This window comes from Saccharothrix carnea (assembly GCF_003014735.1).
Lineage (GTDB): Bacteria > Actinomycetota > Actinomycetes > Mycobacteriales > Pseudonocardiaceae > Actinosynnema > Actinosynnema carneum.
The window spans coordinates 388,537-409,610 of the sequence record NZ_PYAX01000007.1 but is presented as its reverse complement, the minus strand read 5'-3'; the positions used below and the strand labels follow the sequence as shown (position 1 = coordinate 409,610).

At 71.4% G+C, this 21,074-nt stretch carries 21 protein-coding genes and 1 pseudogene; 8 read left to right on the top strand and 14 right to left on the bottom strand.

Annotation, left to right across the window (positions count from 1 at the left end):
- Window positions 1–7: 7 nt before the first annotated feature.
- The 3 genes and pseudogenes from B0I31_RS22970 to B0I31_RS22960 all read left to right on the top strand — a co-directional run.
- Window positions 8–853, top strand: coding sequence for a cytochrome d ubiquinol oxidase subunit II (locus B0I31_RS22970; RefSeq protein WP_181320284.1), 846 nt, complete (start codon window positions 8–10; stop codon window positions 851–853).
- 19 nt (window positions 854–872) lie between these two features.
- Entirely contained in the window at window positions 873–2,624 is a 1,752-nt protein-coding gene (locus tag B0I31_RS22965; protein WP_219910759.1) for an ABC transporter ATP-binding protein/permease, read from the top strand.
- Window positions 2,621–3,808: pseudogene (locus B0I31_RS22960) on the top strand (ATP-binding cassette domain-containing protein); the annotation flags it as partial. The gene B0I31_RS22965 and the pseudogene B0I31_RS22960, both read left to right, overlap by 4 nt.
- Before the next feature lie 197 nt (window positions 3,809–4,005).
- Here the strand turns inward: B0I31_RS22960 and B0I31_RS22955 are convergent.
- Entirely contained in the window at window positions 4,006–4,908 is a 903-nt protein-coding gene (locus B0I31_RS22955) for a glucosyl-3-phosphoglycerate synthase (protein WP_106617405.1), read from the bottom strand.
- Complete coding sequence (gene folP, locus B0I31_RS22950) at window positions 4,908–5,777, bottom strand: dihydropteroate synthase (protein ID WP_106617404.1); 870 nt, start codon at window positions 5,775–5,777, stop codon at window positions 4,908–4,910. The genes B0I31_RS22955 and folP overlap by 1 nt, the downstream gene beginning before the upstream one ends.
- Before the next feature lie 119 nt (window positions 5,778–5,896).
- Here folP and B0I31_RS22945 point away from each other — a divergent pair, with 119 nt between their 5' ends.
- From B0I31_RS22945 to B0I31_RS22935, 3 genes are read left to right on the top strand one after another with little or no spacing between them, the layout of a single operon-like run.
- Complete coding sequence (locus B0I31_RS22945) at window positions 5,897–7,393, top strand: CocE/NonD family hydrolase (RefSeq protein WP_245950258.1); 1,497 nt, start codon at window positions 5,897–5,899, stop codon at window positions 7,391–7,393.
- A 35-nt stretch (window positions 7,394–7,428) separates the two neighbouring features.
- Window positions 7,429–7,800 (top strand): DUF3224 domain-containing protein, encoded by a 372-nt coding sequence (locus B0I31_RS22940; RefSeq protein WP_106617402.1) that lies wholly within the window; start codon window positions 7,429–7,431, stop codon window positions 7,798–7,800.
- Entirely contained in the window at window positions 7,793–8,836 is a 1,044-nt protein-coding gene (locus B0I31_RS22935; protein ID WP_106617401.1) for a DNA glycosylase AlkZ-like family protein, read from the top strand. The genes B0I31_RS22940 and B0I31_RS22935 overlap by 8 nt, the downstream gene beginning before the upstream one ends.
- A 47-nt stretch (window positions 8,837–8,883) precedes the next feature.
- On the opposite strand, the gene B0I31_RS22930 is transcribed toward B0I31_RS22935, so the two are convergent.
- Genes B0I31_RS22930 through dapE form a run of 3 tightly spaced genes read right to left on the bottom strand, consistent with a single transcriptional unit; the run spans window position 8,884 to window position 11,271 of the window.
- Window positions 8,884–9,420, bottom strand: a complete 537-nt coding sequence (locus B0I31_RS22930) for an LOG family protein (RefSeq protein ID WP_245950256.1) — start codon at window positions 9,418–9,420, stop codon at window positions 8,884–8,886.
- Window positions 9,417–10,181, bottom strand: coding sequence for an LOG family protein (locus B0I31_RS22925; protein WP_106617400.1), 765 nt, complete (start codon window positions 10,179–10,181; stop codon window positions 9,417–9,419). Before B0I31_RS22925 ends, B0I31_RS22930 begins: the two co-directional genes overlap by 4 nt.
- A 10-nt stretch (window positions 10,182–10,191) precedes the next feature.
- Complete coding sequence (dapE, locus tag B0I31_RS22920) at window positions 10,192–11,271, bottom strand: succinyl-diaminopimelate desuccinylase (RefSeq protein ID WP_106617563.1); 1,080 nt, start codon at window positions 11,269–11,271, stop codon at window positions 10,192–10,194.
- Between the two features lie 25 nt (window positions 11,272–11,296).
- Here dapE and dapD point away from each other — a divergent pair, with 25 nt between their 5' ends.
- Window positions 11,297–12,268 carry a 2,3,4,5-tetrahydropyridine-2,6-dicarboxylate N-succinyltransferase gene (dapD, locus tag B0I31_RS22915; RefSeq protein WP_245950254.1) on the top strand — a complete coding sequence of 324 codons (972 nt, stop codon included), beginning with the start codon at window positions 11,297–11,299 and terminating at the stop codon, window positions 12,266–12,268.
- A 190-nt stretch (window positions 12,269–12,458) separates the two neighbouring features.
- Here the strand turns inward: dapD and dapC are convergent, their stop codons facing one another.
- Window positions 12,459–13,553 carry a succinyldiaminopimelate transaminase gene (gene dapC / locus B0I31_RS22910; RefSeq protein WP_106617399.1) on the bottom strand — a complete coding sequence of 365 codons (1,095 nt, stop codon included), beginning with the start codon at window positions 13,551–13,553 and terminating at the stop codon, window positions 12,459–12,461.
- Window positions 13,550–13,876 carry a ferredoxin gene (gene fdxA / locus B0I31_RS22905; RefSeq protein WP_033430540.1) on the bottom strand — a complete coding sequence of 109 codons (327 nt, stop codon included), beginning with the start codon at window positions 13,874–13,876 and terminating at the stop codon, window positions 13,550–13,552. The genes dapC and fdxA overlap by 4 nt, the downstream gene beginning before the upstream one ends.
- Window positions 13,877–14,022: 146 nt before the next feature.
- Between fdxA and B0I31_RS22900 the strand changes: the two genes are divergently transcribed.
- On the top strand, window positions 14,023–14,760 hold the full coding sequence (locus tag B0I31_RS22900) for a GNAT family N-acetyltransferase (RefSeq protein WP_106617398.1): 738 nt from the start codon (window positions 14,023–14,025) through the stop codon (window positions 14,758–14,760).
- Here the strand turns inward: B0I31_RS22900 and B0I31_RS22895 are convergent.
- The 7 genes from B0I31_RS22895 to B0I31_RS22865 form a co-directional block, all read right to left on the bottom strand.
- Complete coding sequence (locus tag B0I31_RS22895; RefSeq protein WP_106617397.1) at window positions 14,736–15,479, bottom strand: hypothetical protein; 744 nt, start codon at window positions 15,477–15,479, stop codon at window positions 14,736–14,738. The two genes, B0I31_RS22900 and B0I31_RS22895, sit on opposite strands and share 25 nt — an antisense overlap.
- Window positions 15,460–15,852 carry a hypothetical protein gene (locus B0I31_RS22890; RefSeq protein WP_106617396.1) on the bottom strand — a complete coding sequence of 131 codons (393 nt, stop codon included), beginning with the start codon at window positions 15,850–15,852 and terminating at the stop codon, window positions 15,460–15,462. The genes B0I31_RS22895 and B0I31_RS22890 overlap by 20 nt, the downstream gene beginning before the upstream one ends.
- Window positions 15,849–16,688: an N-acetyl-1-D-myo-inositol-2-amino-2-deoxy-alpha-D-glucopyranoside deacetylase gene (gene mshB / locus B0I31_RS22885; RefSeq protein ID WP_106617395.1), complete on the bottom strand. Its 840-nt coding sequence runs from the start codon at window positions 16,686–16,688 to the stop codon at window positions 15,849–15,851. The genes B0I31_RS22890 and mshB overlap by 4 nt, the downstream gene beginning before the upstream one ends.
- Before the next feature lie 71 nt (window positions 16,689–16,759).
- Window positions 16,760–17,827, bottom strand: a complete 1,068-nt coding sequence (locus B0I31_RS22880; protein WP_245950253.1) for an ABC transporter ATP-binding protein — start codon at window positions 17,825–17,827, stop codon at window positions 16,760–16,762.
- Window positions 17,824–19,011 carry an ABC transporter ATP-binding protein gene (locus tag B0I31_RS22875; protein ID WP_106617394.1) on the bottom strand — a complete coding sequence of 396 codons (1,188 nt, stop codon included), beginning with the start codon at window positions 19,009–19,011 and terminating at the stop codon, window positions 17,824–17,826. Before B0I31_RS22875 ends, B0I31_RS22880 begins: the two co-directional genes overlap by 4 nt.
- Window positions 19,008–19,964 carry an ABC transporter permease gene (locus B0I31_RS22870; protein ID WP_106617393.1) on the bottom strand — a complete coding sequence of 319 codons (957 nt, stop codon included), beginning with the start codon at window positions 19,962–19,964 and terminating at the stop codon, window positions 19,008–19,010. Before B0I31_RS22870 ends, B0I31_RS22875 begins: the two co-directional genes overlap by 4 nt.
- Window positions 19,957–20,955, bottom strand: coding sequence for an ABC transporter permease (locus B0I31_RS22865; RefSeq protein ID WP_106617392.1), 999 nt, complete (start codon window positions 20,953–20,955; stop codon window positions 19,957–19,959). The genes B0I31_RS22870 and B0I31_RS22865 overlap by 8 nt, the downstream gene beginning before the upstream one ends.
- Window positions 20,956–21,074 lie beyond the last annotated feature (119 nt).

Below are 21,074 nucleotides of genomic sequence, written 5' to 3'. Positions count from 1 at the left end.
GTGTGTCGTGGAAGGTGTCTGGGTCTTTCTGCTGGCGTTCCTGACCTGCGGCTATTTCGCGCTGGCCGGGTTCGACTACGGGGTCGGGGTGGTGTTGCGGCTGGTCGGGAGGGACGAGCGGTCGCGGCGGGAGGTGTTGCGGGCGGTGACACCGTTCTTCCTCGGCAACGAGGTGTGGCTGGTCGCGGCGGTGGGTGTGCTGTTCGGGGCGTTCCCCCGGTTGGAGGGTGAACTGCTGTCGTCGCAGCACACGGTGTTCGTGGTGCTGCTGGCCGGGCTGGTGTGCTTCACGGTCGCGGTCCAGTTGCGGTCGCCCGGGTGGGATTTCCTGCTGGTGGGCGGGGCGCTGGTGGTCGTAGTGGGGTGGGGTGTGCTGCTGGGGCGGGTGCTCGGCGGGCCGGTGTGGTTGTGGGGCGCGGGGATGCCGGTGTTGTTCTCTTTGCACGGGGCGGTGTTCCTGGCCTGGCGGTTGTCCGGTGGGTTGCGGGAGCGGGCGGTGCGGATCGCGGGTCTCCTCGTGCTGCCGTCGCTGGTGTTCGTGGTGGCGGCGGTGGTGACGGCCGGGTCCGTGCCGGTGCCCGCGTTCGGGGTGACGGGTGTCGTCGCGGTGGGGTTGCTTGGCGGGGTTTGGGCAACGTTGCGATCGCGACGGCATCTGGTCGCTTTTTGTTGCAGTGCTGCAGTTTGCGCGTTGCCGGTGCTGGGTGTGTTCGGGGCGCGGTCGGTGGTGACGGTGTCGGTGATGGCCGATGTGCCGACGTTGCGGGTGTTGACGTGGGCGGCGGTCGTGGTGGTGCCGTTGGTGCTGGTGTTCCAGTGGGCGACTTGGCGGATGTCCCGTGCGGCACGTTGACCGGCGGTATGTCGTCGTCTTGACGGTGTTGGCGGTCGTCACGGCGGTCGTGGTGGTGGCACAGGCCGAGGTGCTGGCGTTGGTGCTGTCCGGTGGGTGGTCGCCGGGGTGGTTGGTGGCGGTGGTCGTGGTGCGCGGGTTCGTGGTGTGGGGCGGGCAGGTCGTGACGCAGCGGTTCGCGGCCGCGGTGAAGGCCTCTTTGCGGAAGCGGGTGTTGCGTGACTCGGCCGGGTCAGGCGGGCAGGCCGGGTCGGTGGCGACGTTGGTGGTGAAGGGGGTGGACGCGGTCGAGCCGTACTTCGCCGGGTACCTGCCGCAGGTGGTGGTCGCGGCGGTGGTGCCGGTGGCGGTGGTGGTGCGGCTGTCGTTCGCCGACTTGGCGTCGGCGGTGGTGGTGCTGGTGACGTTGCCGCTGGTGCCGGTGTTCGCGGCGTTGGTCGGGATGCACACCCGGGACCGGACGCGGGCGCAGTGGGCGGGGATGGCGGTGGTCGGCGGGCACTTCCTGGACGTGGTGCGCGGGTTGGGGACGTTGAAGGTGTTCGGGCGGGCGGCGGCGCAGGCGGGGACGGTGCGGGCGATGGCGGGGGCGCACGCGGCGGCGACGATGCGGACGTTGCGGGTGGCGTTCCTGTCGGCGTTGGTGTTGGAGTTGGTGGCGACGTTGTCGGTGGCGCTGGTGGCGGTGCCGGTGGGGTTGCGGCTGCTGCACGGTGGGGTGACGCTGCAGGTCGCGCTGCTGGTGCTGCTGTTGGCACCGGAGGCGTACTTGCCGCTGCGGGCCGCCGGTGCACGGTTCCACGCGTCGGCCGAGGGGCTGGCCGTGCTGGAGGCGGTGGCGGCGCGGCGGGCTGTGGCCGGGACTGTGGACGGGCAGGCCCCGCCCGAGCGATCGGCCGCGCAGACATCGCCGGCGGCGGGATTGGCTGCGCAGGCGCACCCGCTCGACGGACTGGCCGCACAGGCACCCCCGCCCGAGTGCCTGGCTGCGCAGGCGTCCCCGCCGGGGGGATCCCCGGATTCGATACTGCCAGGGAAGGACGACATAAAGGTGTCGGCTGGAGCGGGTTGTGGACAGCTCGGCGAGGTGGGTGCGGGTTGTGGACAACCCGGGCGGCGGGTGGTGGTGAGGGTTGGTCGGGTGCGGGCGCCCGATCTGCGGTGCGCCGAGGTCGTGGTGGAGCGGGTGGTTGTCAGGTATCCGGGGCGGGAGGTGTTGGGGGAGGTGTCGTTGCGGGTCGGGGTTGGGGAGCGGGTCGGGTTGGTTGGGGCCAGCGGGGCGGGGAAGAGCACCTTGTTGGCGGTGTTGTTGGGGTTCGTGACGCCCGCGTCGGGGCGGGTGCTGGTGGGTGGGGTGGACTTGCGCGAGATCGACCGGGAGTCGTGGTTGCGGCAGGTCGCGTGGGTTCCGCAGCGGCCGACGCTGTTCCCCGGCACGGTCGGCGAGAACATCGCGCTGGGGTCCTCCGGTGACGTGCGGGGCGCGGCGGCGGAGATGGGGTTGGCGCACCTGGTGGACGCGGCGCACCCGTTGTCCTCCGGTGAGCGGCAGCGGGTGGCGTTGGCGCGGGCGTTGGTCCGGGACGACGCGCGGTTGCTGCTGTTGGACGAGCCGACGTCCCGGTTGGACGGCGGGACCGAGGAGGCGGTGTTGCGGGCGACGCGGCGGCTCGTGGCCGGGCGGACGGCGGTGGTCGTGGCGCATCGGCCGGTGGTGCTCGGTGAGGTGGACCGGGTGGTGGAGTTCAGCGAGGCGGGGGCGGGACGATGAGGCGACTGGTGCTCGCGGTGGCTGCCGGGGTGGCGGCCGAGCTCGCCGGGATCGGGCTCATGACGACGGCTGTGTGGCTGATCATGCGTGCCGCGGAGCAGCCACCGCTGTCCGCGTTGACGGTGGCGATCGTGGCGGTGCGGACGCTGGCCCTGGCGCGGGGCGGTCTGCGGTACGCGGAACGGCTGGCCGGGCACTCCGCCGTGCTGCGGCACCTGGCGGACCTGCGCGGCCGCGTGTACGAGGCGCTGCTGCGCCGTCCCCTCCCCCGCGGTGACGCGCTCACCCGCCTCGTGTCCGATGTGGACTCCGTGCAGGACGCGTTGTTGCGTTGCGCGTTGCCCGGCGCGGTGGCGGTCGTGGTGGGTGCGGTGGCGTTGCTGGCGACGGGCTTCGCGTGGCCGTTGGTGGTCGGGTTGGCGGCGACGGTATTCATCCTCCCGTGGGCCGCCTACGCGTTGGCTTCACGGCACTTGAAGGCCCTCGCACCGCTGCGGTCGGAGTTGGCGGAACGGACGGTCGTGCTGCTGGACGGCGCCGCGGAGCTGACCGCGTTCGGCGCGCTGGACCGCGAGCTGGACGCGACCGGCCGGGTGGTCGACGCGCTGGCCGAACGGGAACGGCGGGGCGGTGCCGGCGCGGCGGTGTTGGCGGCGGTGGCCGTGGTGGTGCAGTTCGGCGTGGCGGTGGTGCTGCTGCACACCGCAGCGCCGGCGCACGTCGTGCTCGGCTCGGTCGCGGTGCTGGAGGTGGCGGTGCCGTTGACGTCGGCCGCGCAGCGGTGGGCCGAGGTGCGGGGATCGGTCAGGCGGGTGCGGGAGGTGTTGCGGGCGGTGGAGGCTCCTGTCCGAGAAGTACAGCCGCCTGTCGGCCGGGTCGGGGTGGTGGGCGCGAGCGGTGCGGGGAAGAGCACGTTCCTGCGGGCGTTGGCCGCCGCGCACCCCGGCGTCGCCAAGGGCGTGCTGGACGACGCGCACGTCTTCCACGCCACCGCGGAGGCCAACGTGCGGCTGGCCCGGCCGGACGCGTCACGGGAGGAGTTGGACCGGGTAGCGGAGCTGGTGGACCTGGACGTGCCGTGGGACACCGCGGTCGGCGAGGACGGGGAGGCCCTGTCCGGCGGTCAGCGGCAACGCCTGCTGCTGGCGCGCGCACTCCTGGCCGACCCGGACGTCCTGCTGCTCGACGAACCGGTCGAAGGCCTGGCCATCGCACACGGTGACGCCGTGCTGCGCCAGGTCCTGGACCACGCCCGCGGCACGGTCGTGCTCGTCACGCACCGGCTCGCGCCGCTGGTCGACTTCGACCGCGTCCTGGTGTTCGAGGACGGCCACATCACCCAGGACGGCACGCACGCCGAGCTGGTGGAGGTGCCCGGGTACTACCGCGACCGCTGGAGCACCGAGCGCATGGCGGGCCGGTCCTCGGCGGGCACGTCCACCGGCGACGGCAGCCACTCGCCGTCGAACGGCACGAACTGCGTCAGCGTGGACGACTGCACCGGCACTCCGCACCGGCGCAACGCGGTGACCGTGATCTGAGCCGCCATCGGCCCGAGCTGGCGCAGGTCCCGGTTGCGGTGCTTGCGCACACCCAGGTTGACCTGCGCGATCCCGTCCAGCCCGTACCGGGCGTGCGCGTCGAGCAGCAGGCCGATCTCGACGCCGTAGCCGGGCGCGAACGGCACCGACTCCAGGAACGCGCGGGTGCCCGCGTACTCGCCGCCCAACGGCTGCACGACACCGGCCAGCTCGGGCCGCAGGGCGTTGAGCAGCGGTCGGGCCGCCAGCTCGGTGACCCGGCCGCCGCCGGTGCTCTCCAGCCGCAGCGGGCGCCGGTAGAAGCCCTTCACCAGGTGCACGTCGTCGCGGGTCAGCAGCGGCCCGAGCAGGGCGGGCACGAAGTCCGGGTCGGGGTCGACCAGGTCGGAGTCGAGGAACACGACCAGGTCACCGGTCGTGGCCGCCAACGACCGCCACAGCACCTCGCCCTTGCCGGGACGCGGCTCCAGCTCGGGCAGCACGTCGGTCCGGTGCACGACCCGCGCACCCGCGGCGGCGGCACGTGCCGCGGTGTCGTCGGTGGAGCCGGAGTCCATCACGACCAGTTCGTCCACGAGCGTGCCGAGGAGCGGGCGCACCACGGCCACGACATCGCCGACCGTGGCCTCTTCGTCCAGCGCGGGCAGGACCACGCTGACCGTGCGACTTCCCTTGTGCGCCAACAGTGCCGCGATTGTCCAGTGTGGACTCTGCCACGTGTTGGCCGCGAACCAGTCCGCCATCAGGCCAGCGCCCTCAGCACCCGGGCGGGCGGACGCGTGCCCGCGATGCTCGCCACCATCTCCACCACCCGCCTGGTCTGCCGCACCTGGTGCGCCCGGAACACCTTCGCGCCCGACCACGCGGCCACGGACGTCGCGGCGAGCGTGCCGTCGACCCGGTCCTCCAACTCGGCGCCCAGGGTCTCGCCGACGAAGTCCTTGTTCGACAACGCCATCAGCACCGGCCAGCCCGTGGCCACCAGCTCGTCCAGCCGCCGCAGCAGTTCCAGGCCGTGCCAGGTGTTCTTGCCGAAGTCGTGGGTCGGGTCGATCAGCACGCCCTCCGCCGGCACGCCCAGCGCGACCATCCGCTCGGCCCGCTCGACCAGTTCCGCCGTGACGGACGCCACCACGTCGGCGTACCGGACGCGGTGCGGGTCGGTGCGCGGTTCGAGGCCGCCGGTGTGCGAGCAGACGATGCCGACGCCGAACTCCGCCGCCACCTCCGCCAGCGCCGGGTCCGCGCCCGCCCACGTGTCGTTGATCAGGTCCGCGCCCACCTCGCACACCGCGCGGCCCACTTCGTGCCGCCACGTGTCGACGCTGATCACCAGGCCGGGGTGCCGTTCGCGGACCGCGGCGACGAACGGCACGACCCGCCGCGCCTCCTCGGCGGCGTCCACCACCTCGCCCTTGGACCCGGCCTTCACGCCGCCGATGTCGACGATGTCCGCGCCGTCGTGGACCGCCCGGTCCACCGCGGCCATGGCGGCGTCGTCGGAGAACGTCGCGCCGCGGTCGTAGAAGGAATCGCGCGTCCGGTTGACGATCGCCATCACCAGCGCGCGATCCCCGGCGACCTCTCGTGAACCGAACCGCATGACCGGCATCGTGCCACGTCCGACGCGAAGGTGAGCTGCGTCACAGACTTCTGCTACTGCAGAGTAAGTTTCGTGTTTACTCGCCGGTAACACCCTGCGTGATCCCGGTCACGGTCAAGGAGGACCTCGTGCGCCGATCACTTCCCCTGCTGCTCGCCGCTCTGGTGGCGCTCACGGTGGCACCACCCGCCGCTCAGGCCGCGCCCGGCTTCGCGGTGGCGTACCAGAGCATCCCCGGCGAGGGCGGCACGCCGCTCAAGGCCTTCGTCGTCACGCCGACCGGGCGCGGCAGCGGGCCGTTCCCGCTGATCGTGCTCCCGTCGAGCTGGGGCGTGAACAACATCGAGTACGTCGGCGCGGCGGCCAAGCTGGCCTACGAGTCCGGGTACTCGGTGATCAGCTACACCTCCCGCGGGTTCTACGACTCGGCGGGCGAGATCGACGTGGCCGGCCCGGACACCGTCGCGGACGTCAGCCGGGTGATCGACTGGGGCCTCGCGCACGCCGGTGGCGACCCGGCGCGGATCGGCGTCGGCGGTATCTCGTACGGCGCGGGCCAGTCCCTGCTGGCCGCGGCACGCGACCCGCGGATCAGGGCGGTGGCGGCGCTGAGCACGTGGACCGACCTGGCGCGCTCGCTGTACCCGAACGAGACCGTGAGCGCGCAGGCGGTCGAGCTGCTGCTGGCGGCCGGGAAGCTGACCGGGCGGCCGGGTCCGGTGCTGCGCGAGGCGGAGGCCGCCTACCGGGAGAACCGGTTCGAGGACGTGCTGCCGATCTCGCCGCCGCGCTCGCCGGCGACGCACGTGTCGTCCATCAAGGCCGCGGTGATGATCGGCAACGCGTGGAACGACGGGCTGTTCGCGCCGAGCCAGATCACGGACTTCTTCGGCGCGCTGACCGGGCCGAAGCGGTTGATGCTCTCGCCCGGTGACCACGCGACGGCGGAGCTGTTCGGCGCGGCGGGGTTGCCCAACGAGATCTGGGCGTCGGTCGGGCGCTGGTTCGACCACCACCTCAAGGGCGCGGCGAACGGCATCGAGCGCGAGCTGCCCGTGCAGGTCAAGCCGAACAACGGCGGCGGCTGGCGCGCGTTCCCGTCCTGGGCGGCGGCGACCGGGCGGACGAGCACGGTGCCGTTGAGCGCGGACCGGATCGGTGCCGGGTGGCCGACCATCGCGGAGAGCGGGACCGTGATGGTGTCGGGGGCGTTGCAGGGGTTCCTGAACCTGCCGGTCGGCGTGTCGACGCCGTTGATCGACCGGAACGCGGCGGCGGTGTGGCGCGGGCCGGTGCAGTGGACGTCCGCGTCGGTCAGCGGGACGCCCCGGGTGCACCTGACCGTGACGCCCAGCGGTGCCCGGACCACGCTCTACGCGTACTTGTACGAGGTCAACGCGTTGGGGTTGGGTGCGCTGGTCACGCACAAGGCGGTGACGGTCGCCGGCACGGGGACGCGTGCGGTCGACCTGGACCTGGAGCCGGTGGTGTGGAACGTGGCGGCGGGCAACCGGCTGGTGCTGGTCGTGGACACCGTGGACGCCCGGTACCGGGGATCGAGCGCGCTGGGATCGTCGGTGACGTTCGGCGCGGACTCGTGGTTGCGGGTCCCGTGGGGTAGCTGACAGCGGTTGGCAGGATTTGCTGCGAGGATCAGCGCATGGAATCCAAGTCGACGTTCAAGATCACCCGGTGGGACCAGACCGTCTACGACTCCGCGGAGCCGCAGCTGGGCCGGGCGGTTGTGGACAAGGCCTACAGCGGTGTCATGGAGGGCACCAGCACGGCCGAGCTGACGATGTGCCAGCCGTCCGACGGCTCGGCCGGCTACGTGGGCACCGAGCGGTTCGTCGGCACGGTCGACGGGAAGGCCGGGACGTTCGTCCTGCAGCACGGCGCGGTCATGGCCGGTGAGGACGCGCAGTTCTGGGGCCACATCGTGCCGGGTTCGGGCACCGGTGAGCTGGCCGGGATCTCCGGCACGGCCCGGCTGGAGCACGAGCTGATCATCCTGGACCACGACCTTGGCTGACCGGGAACGGGTGATCGCCTACCGGGTCGCCGCGCACCAGTTCGACCGCTCCACCACCGACGCGGCGGACCTGCGGGTGTTCGACCTCGGCCTGCAGGACTCGGAGCGGTCGGCGGTGCCCGCGCTGGCCGCTCGCCTGGACCGGGTGCCCGACCTCGACGCGTTCACGCTCACGTGGAGCGTGCGGGGTGCGCCGCACTGGCACCGCGCCGACGAGGTGCCCGCGCTGGCGGCCCGGTTGTGGCCGTTGAGCGACGCCGACGCGGTGACCCGGATGAACCGGCCGCCGGTGCCGGACGGGCTCGCGGCGCTGCACGAGGTCGCGTCGGCGTTGCGCGAGGTGGTGGCGGAGCCGATGACGAAGGGCGAGGCGTCGTCCCGGCTCACCGGGAAGGTGCGCCCGGAGGTCACCGGCTGGTGCCGCGGCTGCGACGCCACGCACGTGCAGGACCCGATCTTCCGCCTCGCCGTGCTGCCGGCCGGGCTGCGGTTCGACCCGGCGGAGCAGGTGGTCACGTTCGTGCCGCTGGAGGGCCGGCGCGGGGTGCCCGACGTGAGCGAGGGTTTCGAGGCGCTGGTCGCGGACTACCTGCGGCTGCACGGTCCCGCCGGGCCGTCCGAGGTGGCGCACTACTTCGGCGCGCCGGTGCGTGAGGTCAAGGACGCCTGGCCGGACGACCTGGTGGCCGTGTCCAAGCGGGCGTGGTTGCCCGCCGACCGGATCGAGGCGTTCGAGAACCCGCCGGAACCCGAGGTGGTGCGGCTGCTGCCGCCGCTGGACCCCTACCTCAACGCCCGCGACCGCGACCTGCTCGTGCCGGACAAGGCGCACCAGAAGCAGGTGTGGCGCATCCTGGGACGGCGTGGCGCGCTGCTCGTGGACGGCGAGGTCCTGGGCACCTGGCAGGCCAAGGCCGCGGGCTCCCGGCTGGACGTGAAGGTCTCGCCGTTCGTGCCGCTGGACGTGGACATGTTCGCCGAGGAGGCGGCCCGGTTGGCCGCCGCCCGTGGCCTGGAGGAGGCCCGGGTCAGCTAGCGAGGTCGCGTCGGTCGTTCGAGCCGCCGTCTGCGGAGCAGCGGCAATCAAACACCGCAGGCGTCCAACGCCGTGTCCACGTCATCGGTGACGACGAGGGAGTCGAGCGCGAACCGGGACACGAACCCGCGTTCGCGCAACTCCTCCAGCCACGCGATCAGGCCGCGGTAGTGGCCGTCGACGTCCAGCAGGACCACCGGCTTGGCGTGCATGGCCAGCACGCGGGACGTCCAGACCTCGAACAGCTCCTCGCACGTGCCGATGCCGCCGGGCAACGCCAGGAACGCGTCGCCGTGCGCCTCCATCAACGCCTTGCGGTCGCGCATGGTGTCCACGACGAGCAGCTCGTCGGCGTCGGAGTCGGCGACCTCGCGGTCCACCAGGCCGCGCGGGATCACGCCGGTGGTGCGGGCGCCACCCTCACGGGCCGCCCGCGCCACCTCGCCCATCATCGACGTGCGGCCACCGCCCCACGTCAGCGACCAGCCGCGGGCCGCGATGCGCCTGCCCACCTCGGCCGCGAGCTCCAGGTAGCTGTCCGGGACCGTCTTCAACGACCCGCAGTACACCGTCACCGTGGTCAATGCGCGTCCGCCCAGGCCTTGTGCGCGTCGTTCACCACGCGCACCGCGTCGTCGATGTCGTCGGTCAGGTACAGCAGGTCCAGGTCCTTCTCGCTGACCTTGCCGCTGGCCAGCACCGAGTCGCGCACCCAGTCGTACAGGCCCTGCCAGTAGGCCTTGCCGAACAGCACCACCGGGAACTTGGTGACCTTCTTCGTCTGCACCAGGGTCAACGCCTCGAACAGCTCGTCCAGCGTGCCGAACCCGCCCGGCAGGCAGATGAACGCCTGCGAGTACTTGATGAACATGGTCTTGCGCACGAAGAAGTATCGGAAGTTCACGCCCAGGTCGACCCACGGGTTCAGGCCCTGCTCGAACGGCAGCTCGATGCCGAGGCCGATGGAGAACCCGCCCGCCTCCGAGCAGCCCCGGTTGACCGCCTCCATCGCACCCGGACCGCCGCCGGTGATCACCGCGAACCCGGCCTCGGCCAGCGCGCCGCCGAGCTTGCGGCCGATCTCGTACTCGGGGTGGTCACGGCCGGTGCGGGCCGACCCGAACACGGTCACCGCGCTCGGCACCTCGGCCAACGCGCCGAAACCCTCGACGAACTCCGCCTGGATCCGCAGCACCCGCCACGGGTCGGTGTGCACCCAGGCGCTCGGTCCGCGCGAGTCCAGCAGCCGCTGGTCGGTGGTGGTCAGCTCGTCGCGGCGCCCGCGGCGCAGGACGACCGGTCCGCGCTGCTTCTCCTTGGGGTGCTCGTCCACGCTGTCCGTCATTGCCGGGAGTCTAGTGGCGCGTGGTGTCGTGGCTCAGGAAGCGGCGCAGGACTTCCACGCACTGGTGGATCTGGTTCACCGGGACGTTCTCCTGCCGGGTGTGCGCCAACGTCGGGTCGCCCGGTCCGAAGTTCACCGCGGGCATGCCGAGCGCCGCGAAACGGGCCACGTCGGTCCAGCCGAGCTTGGCGACGGGGGTGCCGCCGGCGGCTTCGACCAGTTCACGGGTGGTCGGCGCGGCCAGGCCGGGCAGGGCGCCCGGTGAGCTGTCGGTGACCGTGACCTCGTAGCCCGCGAACACCTCGCGCAGGTGCTGCTCGGCCTGCTCGGGCGTGCGGTCGGGGGCGAAGCGGTGGTTGACGGTCAGCACGGCCTCGTCCGGCACGACGTTGCCCGCGACCCCGCCGCCGATCTTCACGGCTTGGAGGCCCTCGCGGTACAGGCAGCCGTCGATCTCGACCTGGCGCGGCTCGTAGGCCTCCAGGCGGCGCAGGGCGTCACCGATGGCGTGGATCGCGTTCACGCCCATCCAGCCGCGGGCGGTGTGGGCGCGGACGCCCTCCGTGCGGACGTCGACGCGCATCGTGCCCTGGCAGCCGGCCTCGATCGTGCCGTTGGACGGCTCGCACACGATCGCCAGGTCGCCGTCCAGCCACTCGGGCAGCTCGCGCTCGATCCGGCCCAGGCCGTTGCGGACGGCTTCGACCTCCTCGCAGTCGTAGAAGACGAACGTGAGGTCGTGGCGCGGGTCGGTGACGGTGGCGGCGAGGTGCAGCATCACCGCGTCACCACCCTTCATGTCGACGGTGCCGCAGCCGTGCAGGACGCCGTCCTCCAGGCGGGACGGCAGGTTGTCGTTGATCGGCACGGTGTCGAGGTGGCCGGCGAGCACGACGCGGGACGGGCGGCCGAGGTTCGTGCGGGCCAGCACGGCGTTGCCGGATCGGGTGACCTCCAGGGCGGTCTGCTCCTTGAGGGACCGTTCGACGAGGTCGGCGATGAGGGCTTCGTCGCCGGAGACGCTGGGCGTGTCGACCAGCGCGGCGGTCAGCTCGACGGGATCGGCGGCGAGGTGCAAGGTGTCGGCCACCCGGCGCACGTTACCGTTGACACCCGTGAGCACCGCAAACCCCACCGGCGCGTACGGCGTCGGACTCGCCACCGTCACCCCTACCGGCGCTGTGCTGGACACGTGGTTCCCGTCGCCGTCCCTCGGGGACTCGGAGCCCGGTGTGGCGCTGCTGTCGTCCGCGGAGGTCTCGGCCGCGCTCGGCGAGGCCGCCGCCAAGCAGCTCGGCGTGGACGCCGAACGTGACGTCGAGGTCGTCGGCGTCCGGGTCGGCATCGGGTCGCTGGACGACGCGCCCACCACCACCTACGACGTGTGGCTGCGGCTGCACCTGCTGTCGTCGCGGCTCGTGCGGCCGCACGGCGCGAACCTCGACGGCGTGTTCGGGCTGCTCAACAACGTGGTGTGGACGAACTTCGGTCCGTGCGCGGTGGAGGGGTTCGAGCAGACCCGGCTGCGGCTGCGCGGGCGTGGGCCGGTCACCGTGTACGGGATCGACAAGTTCCCCCGGATGGTCGACTACGTGGTGCCGTCCGGCGTGCGGATCGCCGACGCGGACCGGGTGCGGTTGGGTGCGCACCTGGCGTCCGGGACGACCGTGATGCACGAGGGTTTCGTGAACTTCAACGCGGGCACGCTCGGCGCGTCCATGGTGGAGGGCCGCATCTCGGCCGGTGTCGTGGTCGGTGACGGCTCGGACGTCGGCGGCGGCGCGTCGATCATGGGCACCCTGTCCGGTGGTGGAAAGCAGGTCATCTCGGTCGGCGAGCGCTGCCTGATCGGCGCGAACGGCGGCCTGGGCATCTCGCTCGGCGACGACTGCGTGGTGGAGGCCGGCCTCTACATCACCGCCGGCACCAAGGTCACCGGCGCGGACGGCGCCGTGGTCAAGGCCGGCCAGCTGTCGGGCATGTCGGGCCTGCTGTTCCTCCGCGACTCGACCACCGGCGTCGTCAAGGTCCTGCCCCGCAAGGGCCAGGGCGTCGCCCTGAACGCCGCCCTCCACTCCAACGACTGACCGCGAGAGTCGTACGTTCAGCGCGCGAGAGTCCAACGCTCGCGCCGCGTGAGTCCAACGCTCGGAACGCGAGAGTCCAACGTTCAGCGCACCTGAGTTCAACATTCGGCATACCGGCTGGTCGGTCCGAGCGTTGAATTCAGGTGCCGTGAGCGTTGGACTCTCGCGGCGTGAACGTACGACTCTCGGGTCAGGGGGTGAGGCGGGTGGCGGCGGTGGTGATGGCGGAGTCGGTGGCGGTCAGGGCGATGCGGACGTGGCGGTCGCCGGTCGGGCCGTAGAACGTGCCCGGGGCGGCCAGGATGCCGCGGTCGGCCAGCCAGGCGACGGTGTCCCAGGCGGGTTCGCCGCCACGGGTCGACCACAGGTACAGGCCCGCCTCGGAGTGGTCCACGGTGAAGCCCGCCGCCGTCAACGCGGGCAGCAGCACGTCACGCCGCGCCCGATAACGCTCACGCTGCTCGGCCACGTGCGCGTCGTCGTTCAGAGCCGCCGTGATCGCCGCCTGCACGGGCCGCGGCACGATCATCCCCGCGTGCTTGCGCACCTCCAGCAACGACGCCACCAACGCCGGATCACCCGTCACGAACCCCGCCCGGTACCCGGCCAGGCTGGACGACTTCGACAACGAGTGCACGGCGAGCACACCGTCCAGCGAACCCCCGTTCACCGAAGGCAGCAGCACGGACACCGGCGACGCCGTCCACGCCAACGCCAGGTAGCACTCGTCGGACGCGACGACCGCACCCACCGCCCGCGCGTCGGCCACCGCCCGCGCCAACCGCGACTCCGACAGCACCCGACCGGTCGGGTTGGACGGCGAGTTCAGCCACACCAGAGACGTCCCGGCCGGCGGCGGCTCGCCATCGGCCAGCCGCACCACCGCGGCACCCGCCAGCCGCGCGCCCACCTCGTACGTCGGGTACGCCAGCGCCGGGATGGCCACCACGTCACCCGGCCCGAGGCCGAGCAACGTCGGCAGCCACGCCACCAGCTCCTTCGACCCGATGGTCGGCAGCACCGCCACCGGGTCGAGCCCGACCACGCCGTGCCGCCGCGCCAACGCGCCGACGACCGCCTCGCGCAACGCGGGCGTGCCGTGCGTGGTCGGGTAGCCGGGCTCGTCGGCGACCGCGCCGAGGGCGTCCCGGATCAGCTCCGGGACCGGGTCCACCGGCGTGCCGATCGACAGGTCGACCACGCCGCCGGGGTGCGCGCGCGCCTTGGCGGCGTGGTCGGCCAGCGAGTCCCAGGGGAAGTCCGGGAGCTTCCTGCTGAACGTCACTCGTGCGACGCCTGCGGGGGGAGAGCCTTGACGAACGCGGGGTCGGCGCTGACCTTGCCGACCTTGGAGGCACCGCCGGGGGAGCCCAGCTCGTCGAAGAAGTCCACGTTCGCCTTCGTGTACTCCTTCCACTCGTCCGGGACGTCGTCCTCGTAGTAGATGGCCTCGACGGGGCACACCGGCTCGCAAGCACCACAGTCGACGCACTCATCCGGGTGGATGTAGAGCATCCGGTCGCCTTCGTAGATGCAGTCGACGGGGCACTCTTCGATGCACGCCTTGTCGAGCACGTCCACGCACGGCTGGGCGATCACATAGGTCACTGCGCTCTCCTGCTCTTGTTCTGGTCCACACCGCGCAAGCCGGAGAGTACGCGGCGGAGTCGATTGTCCAACGCTCAGGCTTGCCTTAACGGCACCGTGCTTCAGCTCACAGAACGCCGTCCACCTGCGCGGGGCACGATGCGGGGGTGCTGGGAGTCACCGAGTTGGAGCAGCGGTGTGCCGACGCGTGGCCGGCCCTGGTCGACCGGCCGCTCGGGCAGTGGCGGCTGCGCGCCGCGGGCGGGTTCACCGGACGGGCCAACAGCGCCCTGACCACGGGAGATCCGGGGGTCCCGGTCCGCGAGGCGCTCGCCGAGGTGATCGACTTCGCGACCGTCAACGGCATCAAGCCGGCGGCTCACGTGGTCGTCGGCGCACCCTCCGAGGCCGAGGTCGAGGCGGCGGGTTGGCGGGTCGACGTGGACCACCCGGGTGGCGCCGAGTCGCTGGTGATGACCGGTCGGCTGGATGGGTTCGCCACTCCGAAGCACGCCGATGTGGTCGTTTTCGACGCGCCGGTTCCCGGATGGTGGGAGCTGGCCGCCCAACCTGACCCCACCCCGGCGCAGCGGCACGTGCTGACGTCCGGCGACCGGGTCGGTTTCGGCGCGGTCGTGCGGGACGGCGAGGTGCTCGCGGCCGTGCGCGGCGCCGTCGTCGGCGACCTGCTCCACGTGGCACGGCTCGCCGTCCGCCCGCAGGCCCGCCGGCTCGGCCTGGCACGGGCGTTGATGGCCGGTCTGGCGGCGTGGGGCGTCGACCGCGGCGCGACGACGTGCGCGCTGCAGGTGGCCGAGCACAACAAGCCCGCGATCACGCTCTACGAGTCGCTGGGCTGCGCCGAGCACCACCGCTACCGCTACTGGGTGTCGAACCACTCGTAGGCGGCCTTGCGGACCCGCTTCAAGGCCGAGCGCTCACCGAAGTAGTCGCCCACCACGCCGACGACGGGCAGCATGCCCAGCGCCTGGTGGTAGAGCCTGCCCTGGGGACGCTTGTCCAGCTCGTCCTCCAGCTTCCAGAGGACCTTGGCGAGCTTCCAGATCGTGGCGCCGATCGCCCGGAACGTGGACCGCTGCCGCAGCTCCTCGGTCAGCTGGGCGGTCTGCTCGTCCTCCGTGCTCGTCTCCCCGGGCCGCTGGGCCACCGGCAGCCCGTCGACCTCGCGCTGGAACAGCACGTGCGCGAGCAGCCGCACGCGGTCCTCGGTCGAGGTGAACCCGTGCTCCCCCGCGAGCGCCGACAGCAGCAGCCCCTGCCCCGCGGCGCCCAGCGCGGACTGGATCGGCAGCCGGTCGGCCAGCACGCCGCCGATGCCGGGCAGGGCCGCGACCAGGTTCACCACCCGGCCGACCCGGTTGAGCCAGAACTCGTCGCGCTGGTGCACGTCCATGCGCGCCCACGCGGCCGTGCCCGGCACCTTCACCGCGGCCAGCTGGTCCCACAGCTTGTCGACCAGCTTGCGGTCGGCGCCCCGCTCGACCTCGCGGTCGCGCAGCCCGAGCAGGTTCGCGTCGCGCAGGGTGTCCAGCAGCGGGCCGGTCGCCCGCACGAACGGGCGCAGCGCCCGCACCACGTCCCGGTCAGTGATCGTCTCCGCCACCGGCGACCCTCCCCATGTGCGCGCCCACCGCGATGGCGCCCGGCAACGCGCCCCCGGCGAACAGCACCAGGGTGCGCCAGTCGTTGAGGAGTACCACGTCACCGCCCGGCCCGAACAGGCCGAACAGCAGCAGCGTGCCGATCCACACCAGCAGCGGCGACACCGCGGCCAGCGTGCGGTGCGCGTGCCGCGAGGCGGCCACCACCAGCAGCGGCGTGGTCACGATCGCGACCAGCACCGTGATCGGGAACGGCAGGTCGTCCGCGCGCGGCAGAAGCGTGCCGTCCAGCCGCAGCGGCAGGAAGAACAGCTCCAGCACCGCGAGCACGAACGCCGCGACCGCGATCCCGGCGAGCACCAGGCGATCGGTCAATCCAGCCCCCCGAACAGGTCTGTCTCCGCGCCCTCCGCGGGTCCCTTGGCCAGCACGTAGTACTCGGCCTGCACGACGGGCTGCGCGATGCCGTTGGACAACGCGTAGCTCGCCCGGCCCGCGCCGTCCTGCCACACGCTGACCTGCGTGGAGTGCGCGCGCAACGCCCGCAGCTTCGCGACCAGGTGCTCGGAGATGTCGATCGTGGTGGTGATCGCGGCGTCGTCGGTGACCGGCAGCTCGCCCTCGGCGGGCAGCCGCCACGGCAGGTCCGGGATCTCCGCCAACGCCGCCGCGCCCGCCTCGGTCGCGGCACGGGACGTGACGGCGTGGAAGACGCGGTCCACGTCGGTGGCCGCGGCCGTGGTGATCTGGTGCGCGCGGATGTGGTCGGGGTGCCCGTAGCCGCCGAACGCGTCGTACGTGACGACGACCTGCGGTTTCACCGACGAGATGATCTCGGAGAGGGCGTCGACCTGCTCGTCGAACGAGCCGTTGACGAGCGCGCGCGGGTGGTTGTTCGCCTCGACGCCGACCATCCCCGAGTCGCGCCAGCGGCCGATGCCGCCGAGGAACCGGTGGTCGGTCACGCCGAGCGCGGCGCACGCCGATCTCAGTTCCGCGACCCGGTACCCGCCGAGCTGGTCGGCGTTGTCCGCGGTCAGCTCCTGGAGCGCGGGCGGGATGATCTCGCCCTCCTCGCCGAGGGTGCAGGTGACCACGGTGACGTGCGCGCCCAGCGCCGAGTAGCGGGCGATCGTGCCGCCTGTCCACAGGCTCTCGTCGTCGGGGTGTGCGTGTACCAGCAGCAACCGTGGTGGAGCGGTGAGCGTCACCGGATGAGAGTAATGGGCCGCCGCTGCGGGAACTGCCACAAGGGTCAGGTCCGCAGCGGCGGCCGTTGAACTCAACCCACCAGGGCGGGCATGACCTCAGCGAAGTGGCACGCCGAGAGCGTGCCGTCGCCGTCGCTGCGGCGCTCCAGCTTCGGCTCCTCGACCGCGCAGATGTCCTGCGCCTTCCAGCACCGGGTGCGGAAGCGGCAGCCCGAGGGCGGGTTCACCGGCGACGGCACGTCACCGGTGAGCACGATCCGCTGCCGCTGCCGTTCGATCTTCGGGTTCGGCACCGGCACCGCGGACAGCAGCGCCTGCGTGTACGGGTGCATCGGCCGGGCGTAGATGTCCTCGCGGTCACCGATCTCGATGATCTTGCCGAGGTACATCACCGCGACCCGGTCGGAGATGTGCCGGACGACCGACAGGTCGTGCGCCACGAACAGGTACGCCAGGCCCAGGCGTTCCTGCAGCTCCTCCAGCAGGTTCACCACGCCCGCCTGCACCGACACGTCCAGCGCGGACACCGGCTCGTCCAGCACCACGAGCTTCGGGTTGAGCGCGAGCGCGCGGGCGATGCCGATGCGCTGGCGCTGGCCGCCGGAGAACTCGTGCGCGTACCGGTTGCGGTGCTCCGGGTTCAGGCCGACCAGCTCCATGAGCTCGTTGACCCGGTGCTGCACGTCCTTGCCGGTGCCCTCGGGCATGCCGTGGATCTTGAACGGCTCGGAGATCAGCTCGTTGATCTGCCAGCGCGGGTTCAACGACGCGTACGGGTCCTGGAACACGATCTGCATGTCCCGGCGCACGCCGCGCAGGCCCTTGCCGCGCAGGGTGGTGAGCTCGCGGCCCTCGAACTTCACCGAGCCGGACGTCGGCTTGTGCAGCTGCAGGATGGCCCGACCGGTGGTCGACTTGCCGCAACCGGACTCGCCGACCAGGCCCAGCGTCTCGCCCGGGTACAGGTCGAAGCTGACCCCGGACACCGCCTGGACCTGCCCGACCGTGCGCGGGATGATGCCGCCGCCGCGCACCGGGAACGACTTGACCAGGTCCTTGACCTCCAGCAGCGGGGTCTCGCCCGGACGTCCGCCCGAGTCGAGGCCCCCGGCCTGGGGGTTCACGTCAGTCGAGGTCATGACGTCGGCTTCTCCTCTTCGTGCAACCGGGCTTCGACCACGTCGAGGTCCTCGCTCACCGGGATGTCCGGGTTCGCCATGGTCAGCGAAGCCGGGTTCTCGACCACGCCGATCTCCTCGTGGGCGAACAGCCGCTGCGGGTTCTCGATGGTGGCCAGGTGCGCGGAGCGGTGGCACCGCGCGAAGTGGCCCGCCCGGTCGGTCTCCAGCAGCAGCGGCTCGGTCACGCGGCACTCGTCGATCACCAACGGGCAGCGGGGCGAGAACGAGCAGCCCTGCGGCAGGTTCATCAGCGAGGGCGGCGCGCCCTTGATCGGGGTGAGCCGCTTGCCCAGCATGTTCGGGTTCGGGATCGAGCCGAGCAGGCCGACCGTGTACGGCATGCGCTGCGCCTCGAACACCTCGTCCACGGTGCCCTGCTCGACGACCGTGCCGCCGTACATGACCTGCACGCGGTCCACCATGCCCGCCACCACGCCCAGGTCGTGCGTGATGACCATGATGCCCGCGCTCGTCTCGTCCCGGATGCGCAGCAGCGTGTCCAGGATCTGCGCCTGCACCGTCACGTCCAGCGCCGTGGTCGGCTCGTCCGCGATGATCACGTCCGGGTCGTTGATGATCGCCATCGCGATCATCGCGCGCTGCCGCATGCCGCCGGAGAACTCGTGCGGGTACTGCGCCGCGCGGCGGTCCGGCTGCGGGATGCCGACGAGCTCCAGGGCCTCGACGGCCTTGGCCCACGCCGCCTTCTTCGACACGTCGTGGTGCGCCTGGTGCGCCTCGGCGAGCTGCCAGCCCACCGTGTACACCGGGTTCAGCGACGTCATCGGGTCCTGGAAGATCATCGAGATGCCGTTGCCGCGCACCGGCTGCATCTGCTTGTAGCTCAGGCCGACGAGTTCGCGGTCCTTGAACTTGATCGAGCCGCCGACCTTCGCGGTCTTGGGCAGCAGGCCCATGATCGCCATCGACGACACCGACTTGCCCGAACCGGACTCGCCGACGATGCCCAGCACCTCACCGGGACCGAGGGTGAACGACACGTCCCGCACGGCGTGCACGGTGCCGTCGTCGGTCGGGAAGTCGACCGACAGGTTCTCGACCCGCAGCAGCTTCTCGCCGCTGCTCGTCGTGTTCTCCCACGCCGACGACCCAGGCGCACCCATCACGTCCACCTCACTCATGCCTTCACCCTCTTCTGCCGCGGGTCGAAGGCGTCCCGGAGACCGTCGCCGATGAAGTTCACCGCGAGCGAGATCAGCACGATGAACACGAACGGGGTGAGGAACAGCCACGGGTGCAGCGTCAACTCGTTCTTGTTCAGGCTGATCATCAGGCCGAGCGACGTGTCCGGGCTCTGCACGCCCAGGCCGATGAACGACAGCGCCGCCTCCAGCAGCACGGCCTGCGCGATCGCCAGCGTCGCGTTCACGATGATCACGTCGACGGTGTTGGGCAGGATGTGCCGGAACACGATGCGGAACGTGGACGCGCCCAGCGCGCGGGCCGCCTCCACGAACTCCTTCTCGCGCAGCGACAGCACCATGCCGCGGATGACCCGGGCGATCGACAGCCAGCCGATCAGGCCCAGGTAGAGCGCCACGATCAGCCAGTTGCTGCCGCCGCTGCCGCCCGCCACCGACACCACGAAGCTGTTGCGCACCAGCACGGCCGCGATGATCAGGCTGGGGATCACCAGCAGCAGGTCGATGAAGCGGCTGATCAGCGTGTCGACCCAGCCCCTCATGTACCCGGCGATCGCGCCCAGGACCACGCCGATGACGGTGGACAGCACCGCCACCACGATCGCGATCTGGAGCGAGAACTGCGTGCCGCGGATGATCAGGGCGACCATGTCGCCGCCCAGCCGGTCCGTGCCGAACGGGTGGTCGGCGCTGGGCGGCAGGTACCGCTTGAAGCCGAGGTCCGTGTAGGAGTACTCCCAGAACAGGCTGCCGAAGAACGCGAACAGCACCAGGACCACGAACAGGACCAGGCCGACCAGAGCGGCCTTGTGCCGGGTGAACCGGCGCAGGATGACCTGCCACTGCTTGCGGGCCGTGGTCGTGTCGAACGTGCTCGCCTCGCCCTTCTGGGGCGCGGGAGCCTGCGCCACGGGGGAACCGATCTCAGTCAAGGCGAATCCTCGGGTCCAGGAACGCGTACAGGATGTCCGCGATCAGGTTGAACACGATGATGAACACGGCCGTCAGCATCATGAAGCCGAGCACCTGGTAGGGCTCGATGTCCGTGATCGCGTCGACGATGAACTTCCCCATGCCGGACCAGCTGAAGACCGTTTCGGTGATCACCGCGCCACCGAAACCGGCGCCGATGTTCAGCGAGGAGACCGTGATGATCGGGATGAGCGCGTTGCGGAACGCGTGCCGGAAGATCGACCGCGCCTCCGAAATGCCCTTCGCCTGCGCCGTGCGCACGTAGTCGGCGTTGAGCGTCTCCAGCATCGAGGCGCGCTGGAAACGGCTGTAGAGCGCGAACTGGATGACCACCAGGGAAATGGTCGGCAGGATGTACGCGCCGGAGTACTGGAAGACCTGCTCACCGAAGCTGCCGCCGAAGCCGTCACCCGGCGGACCCGCCGTGATGATCCACCGGTCGGCGCCGATCGATTCCAGCCAGTTGTTCAGCTCGATACCACCGGCCTTGAGCACCAGTGCCACGCAGAACAACGGCATCGAGAACATCGCGAACGATATACCGGTCGCTGTGTAGTCGAATATCGAGTACTGTCTGACCGCGCCGATGACGCCGACGGCGATACCGAGCAGCAGCGCGATGAGCTCCGCGCCGAGGATCAGCCGCAGCGTCACGCCGAACGCCTTGACCAGGTCGTCCTTGACGGGCTTGCCCGCGTTGCCGGGGTTGACGGACTCACCCCAGTCGCCGGTCACGAAGTCGCCCGCCCAGTCGACGTAGCGCTCCATGAACGGCTTGTTGTAGCCCGTCCGCTCGTAAGCGGCGGCGATCTCCGCCGGTGTCCGGGGCTTCTGGAGCTTCCACTCGCCAAGGGGATCGCCCATGGCGTTGACGAGACCGAAGCAGAGGAATGAAGCGACGATCAACAGCGGAATCGAGATCAACAACCGCCGGATTATGTAACGGAACATGACGAGTCTCTAGTCTCCCTAGGCACCCCCGCGTGCAAGCGTGGGAGCCTACCGGACGCGGACACCGTCCGGGGGGCCGGTGCTTGTGGCACCGGCCCCCCGGCGGTTGGGTCGTGCTC

Coding starts and splice junctions, on each gene's coding strand:
- B0I31_RS22955 (WP_106617405.1), bottom strand. CDS start 4,908: ATGGCGGACTGGTTCGCGGCCAACACGTGGCAGAGTCCACACTGGACA.
- folP (WP_106617404.1), bottom strand. CDS start 5,777: ATGCCGGTCATGCGGTTCGGTTCACGAGAGGTCGCCGGGGATCGCGCG.
- B0I31_RS22940 (WP_106617402.1), top strand. CDS start 7,429: ATGGAATCCAAGTCGACGTTCAAGATCACCCGGTGGGACCAGACCGTC.
- B0I31_RS22925 (WP_106617400.1), bottom strand. CDS start 10,181: ATGACGGACAGCGTGGACGAGCACCCCAAGGAGAAGCAGCGCGGACCG.
- B0I31_RS22880 (WP_245950253.1), bottom strand. CDS start 17,827: ATGACCTCGACTGACGTGAACCCCCAGGCCGGGGGCCTCGACTCGGGC.
- B0I31_RS22875 (WP_106617394.1), bottom strand. CDS start 19,011: ATGAGTGAGGTGGACGTGATGGGTGCGCCTGGGTCGTCGGCGTGGGAG.
- B0I31_RS22865 (WP_106617392.1), bottom strand. CDS start 20,955: ATGTTCCGTTACATAATCCGGCGGTTGTTGATCTCGATTCCGCTGTTG.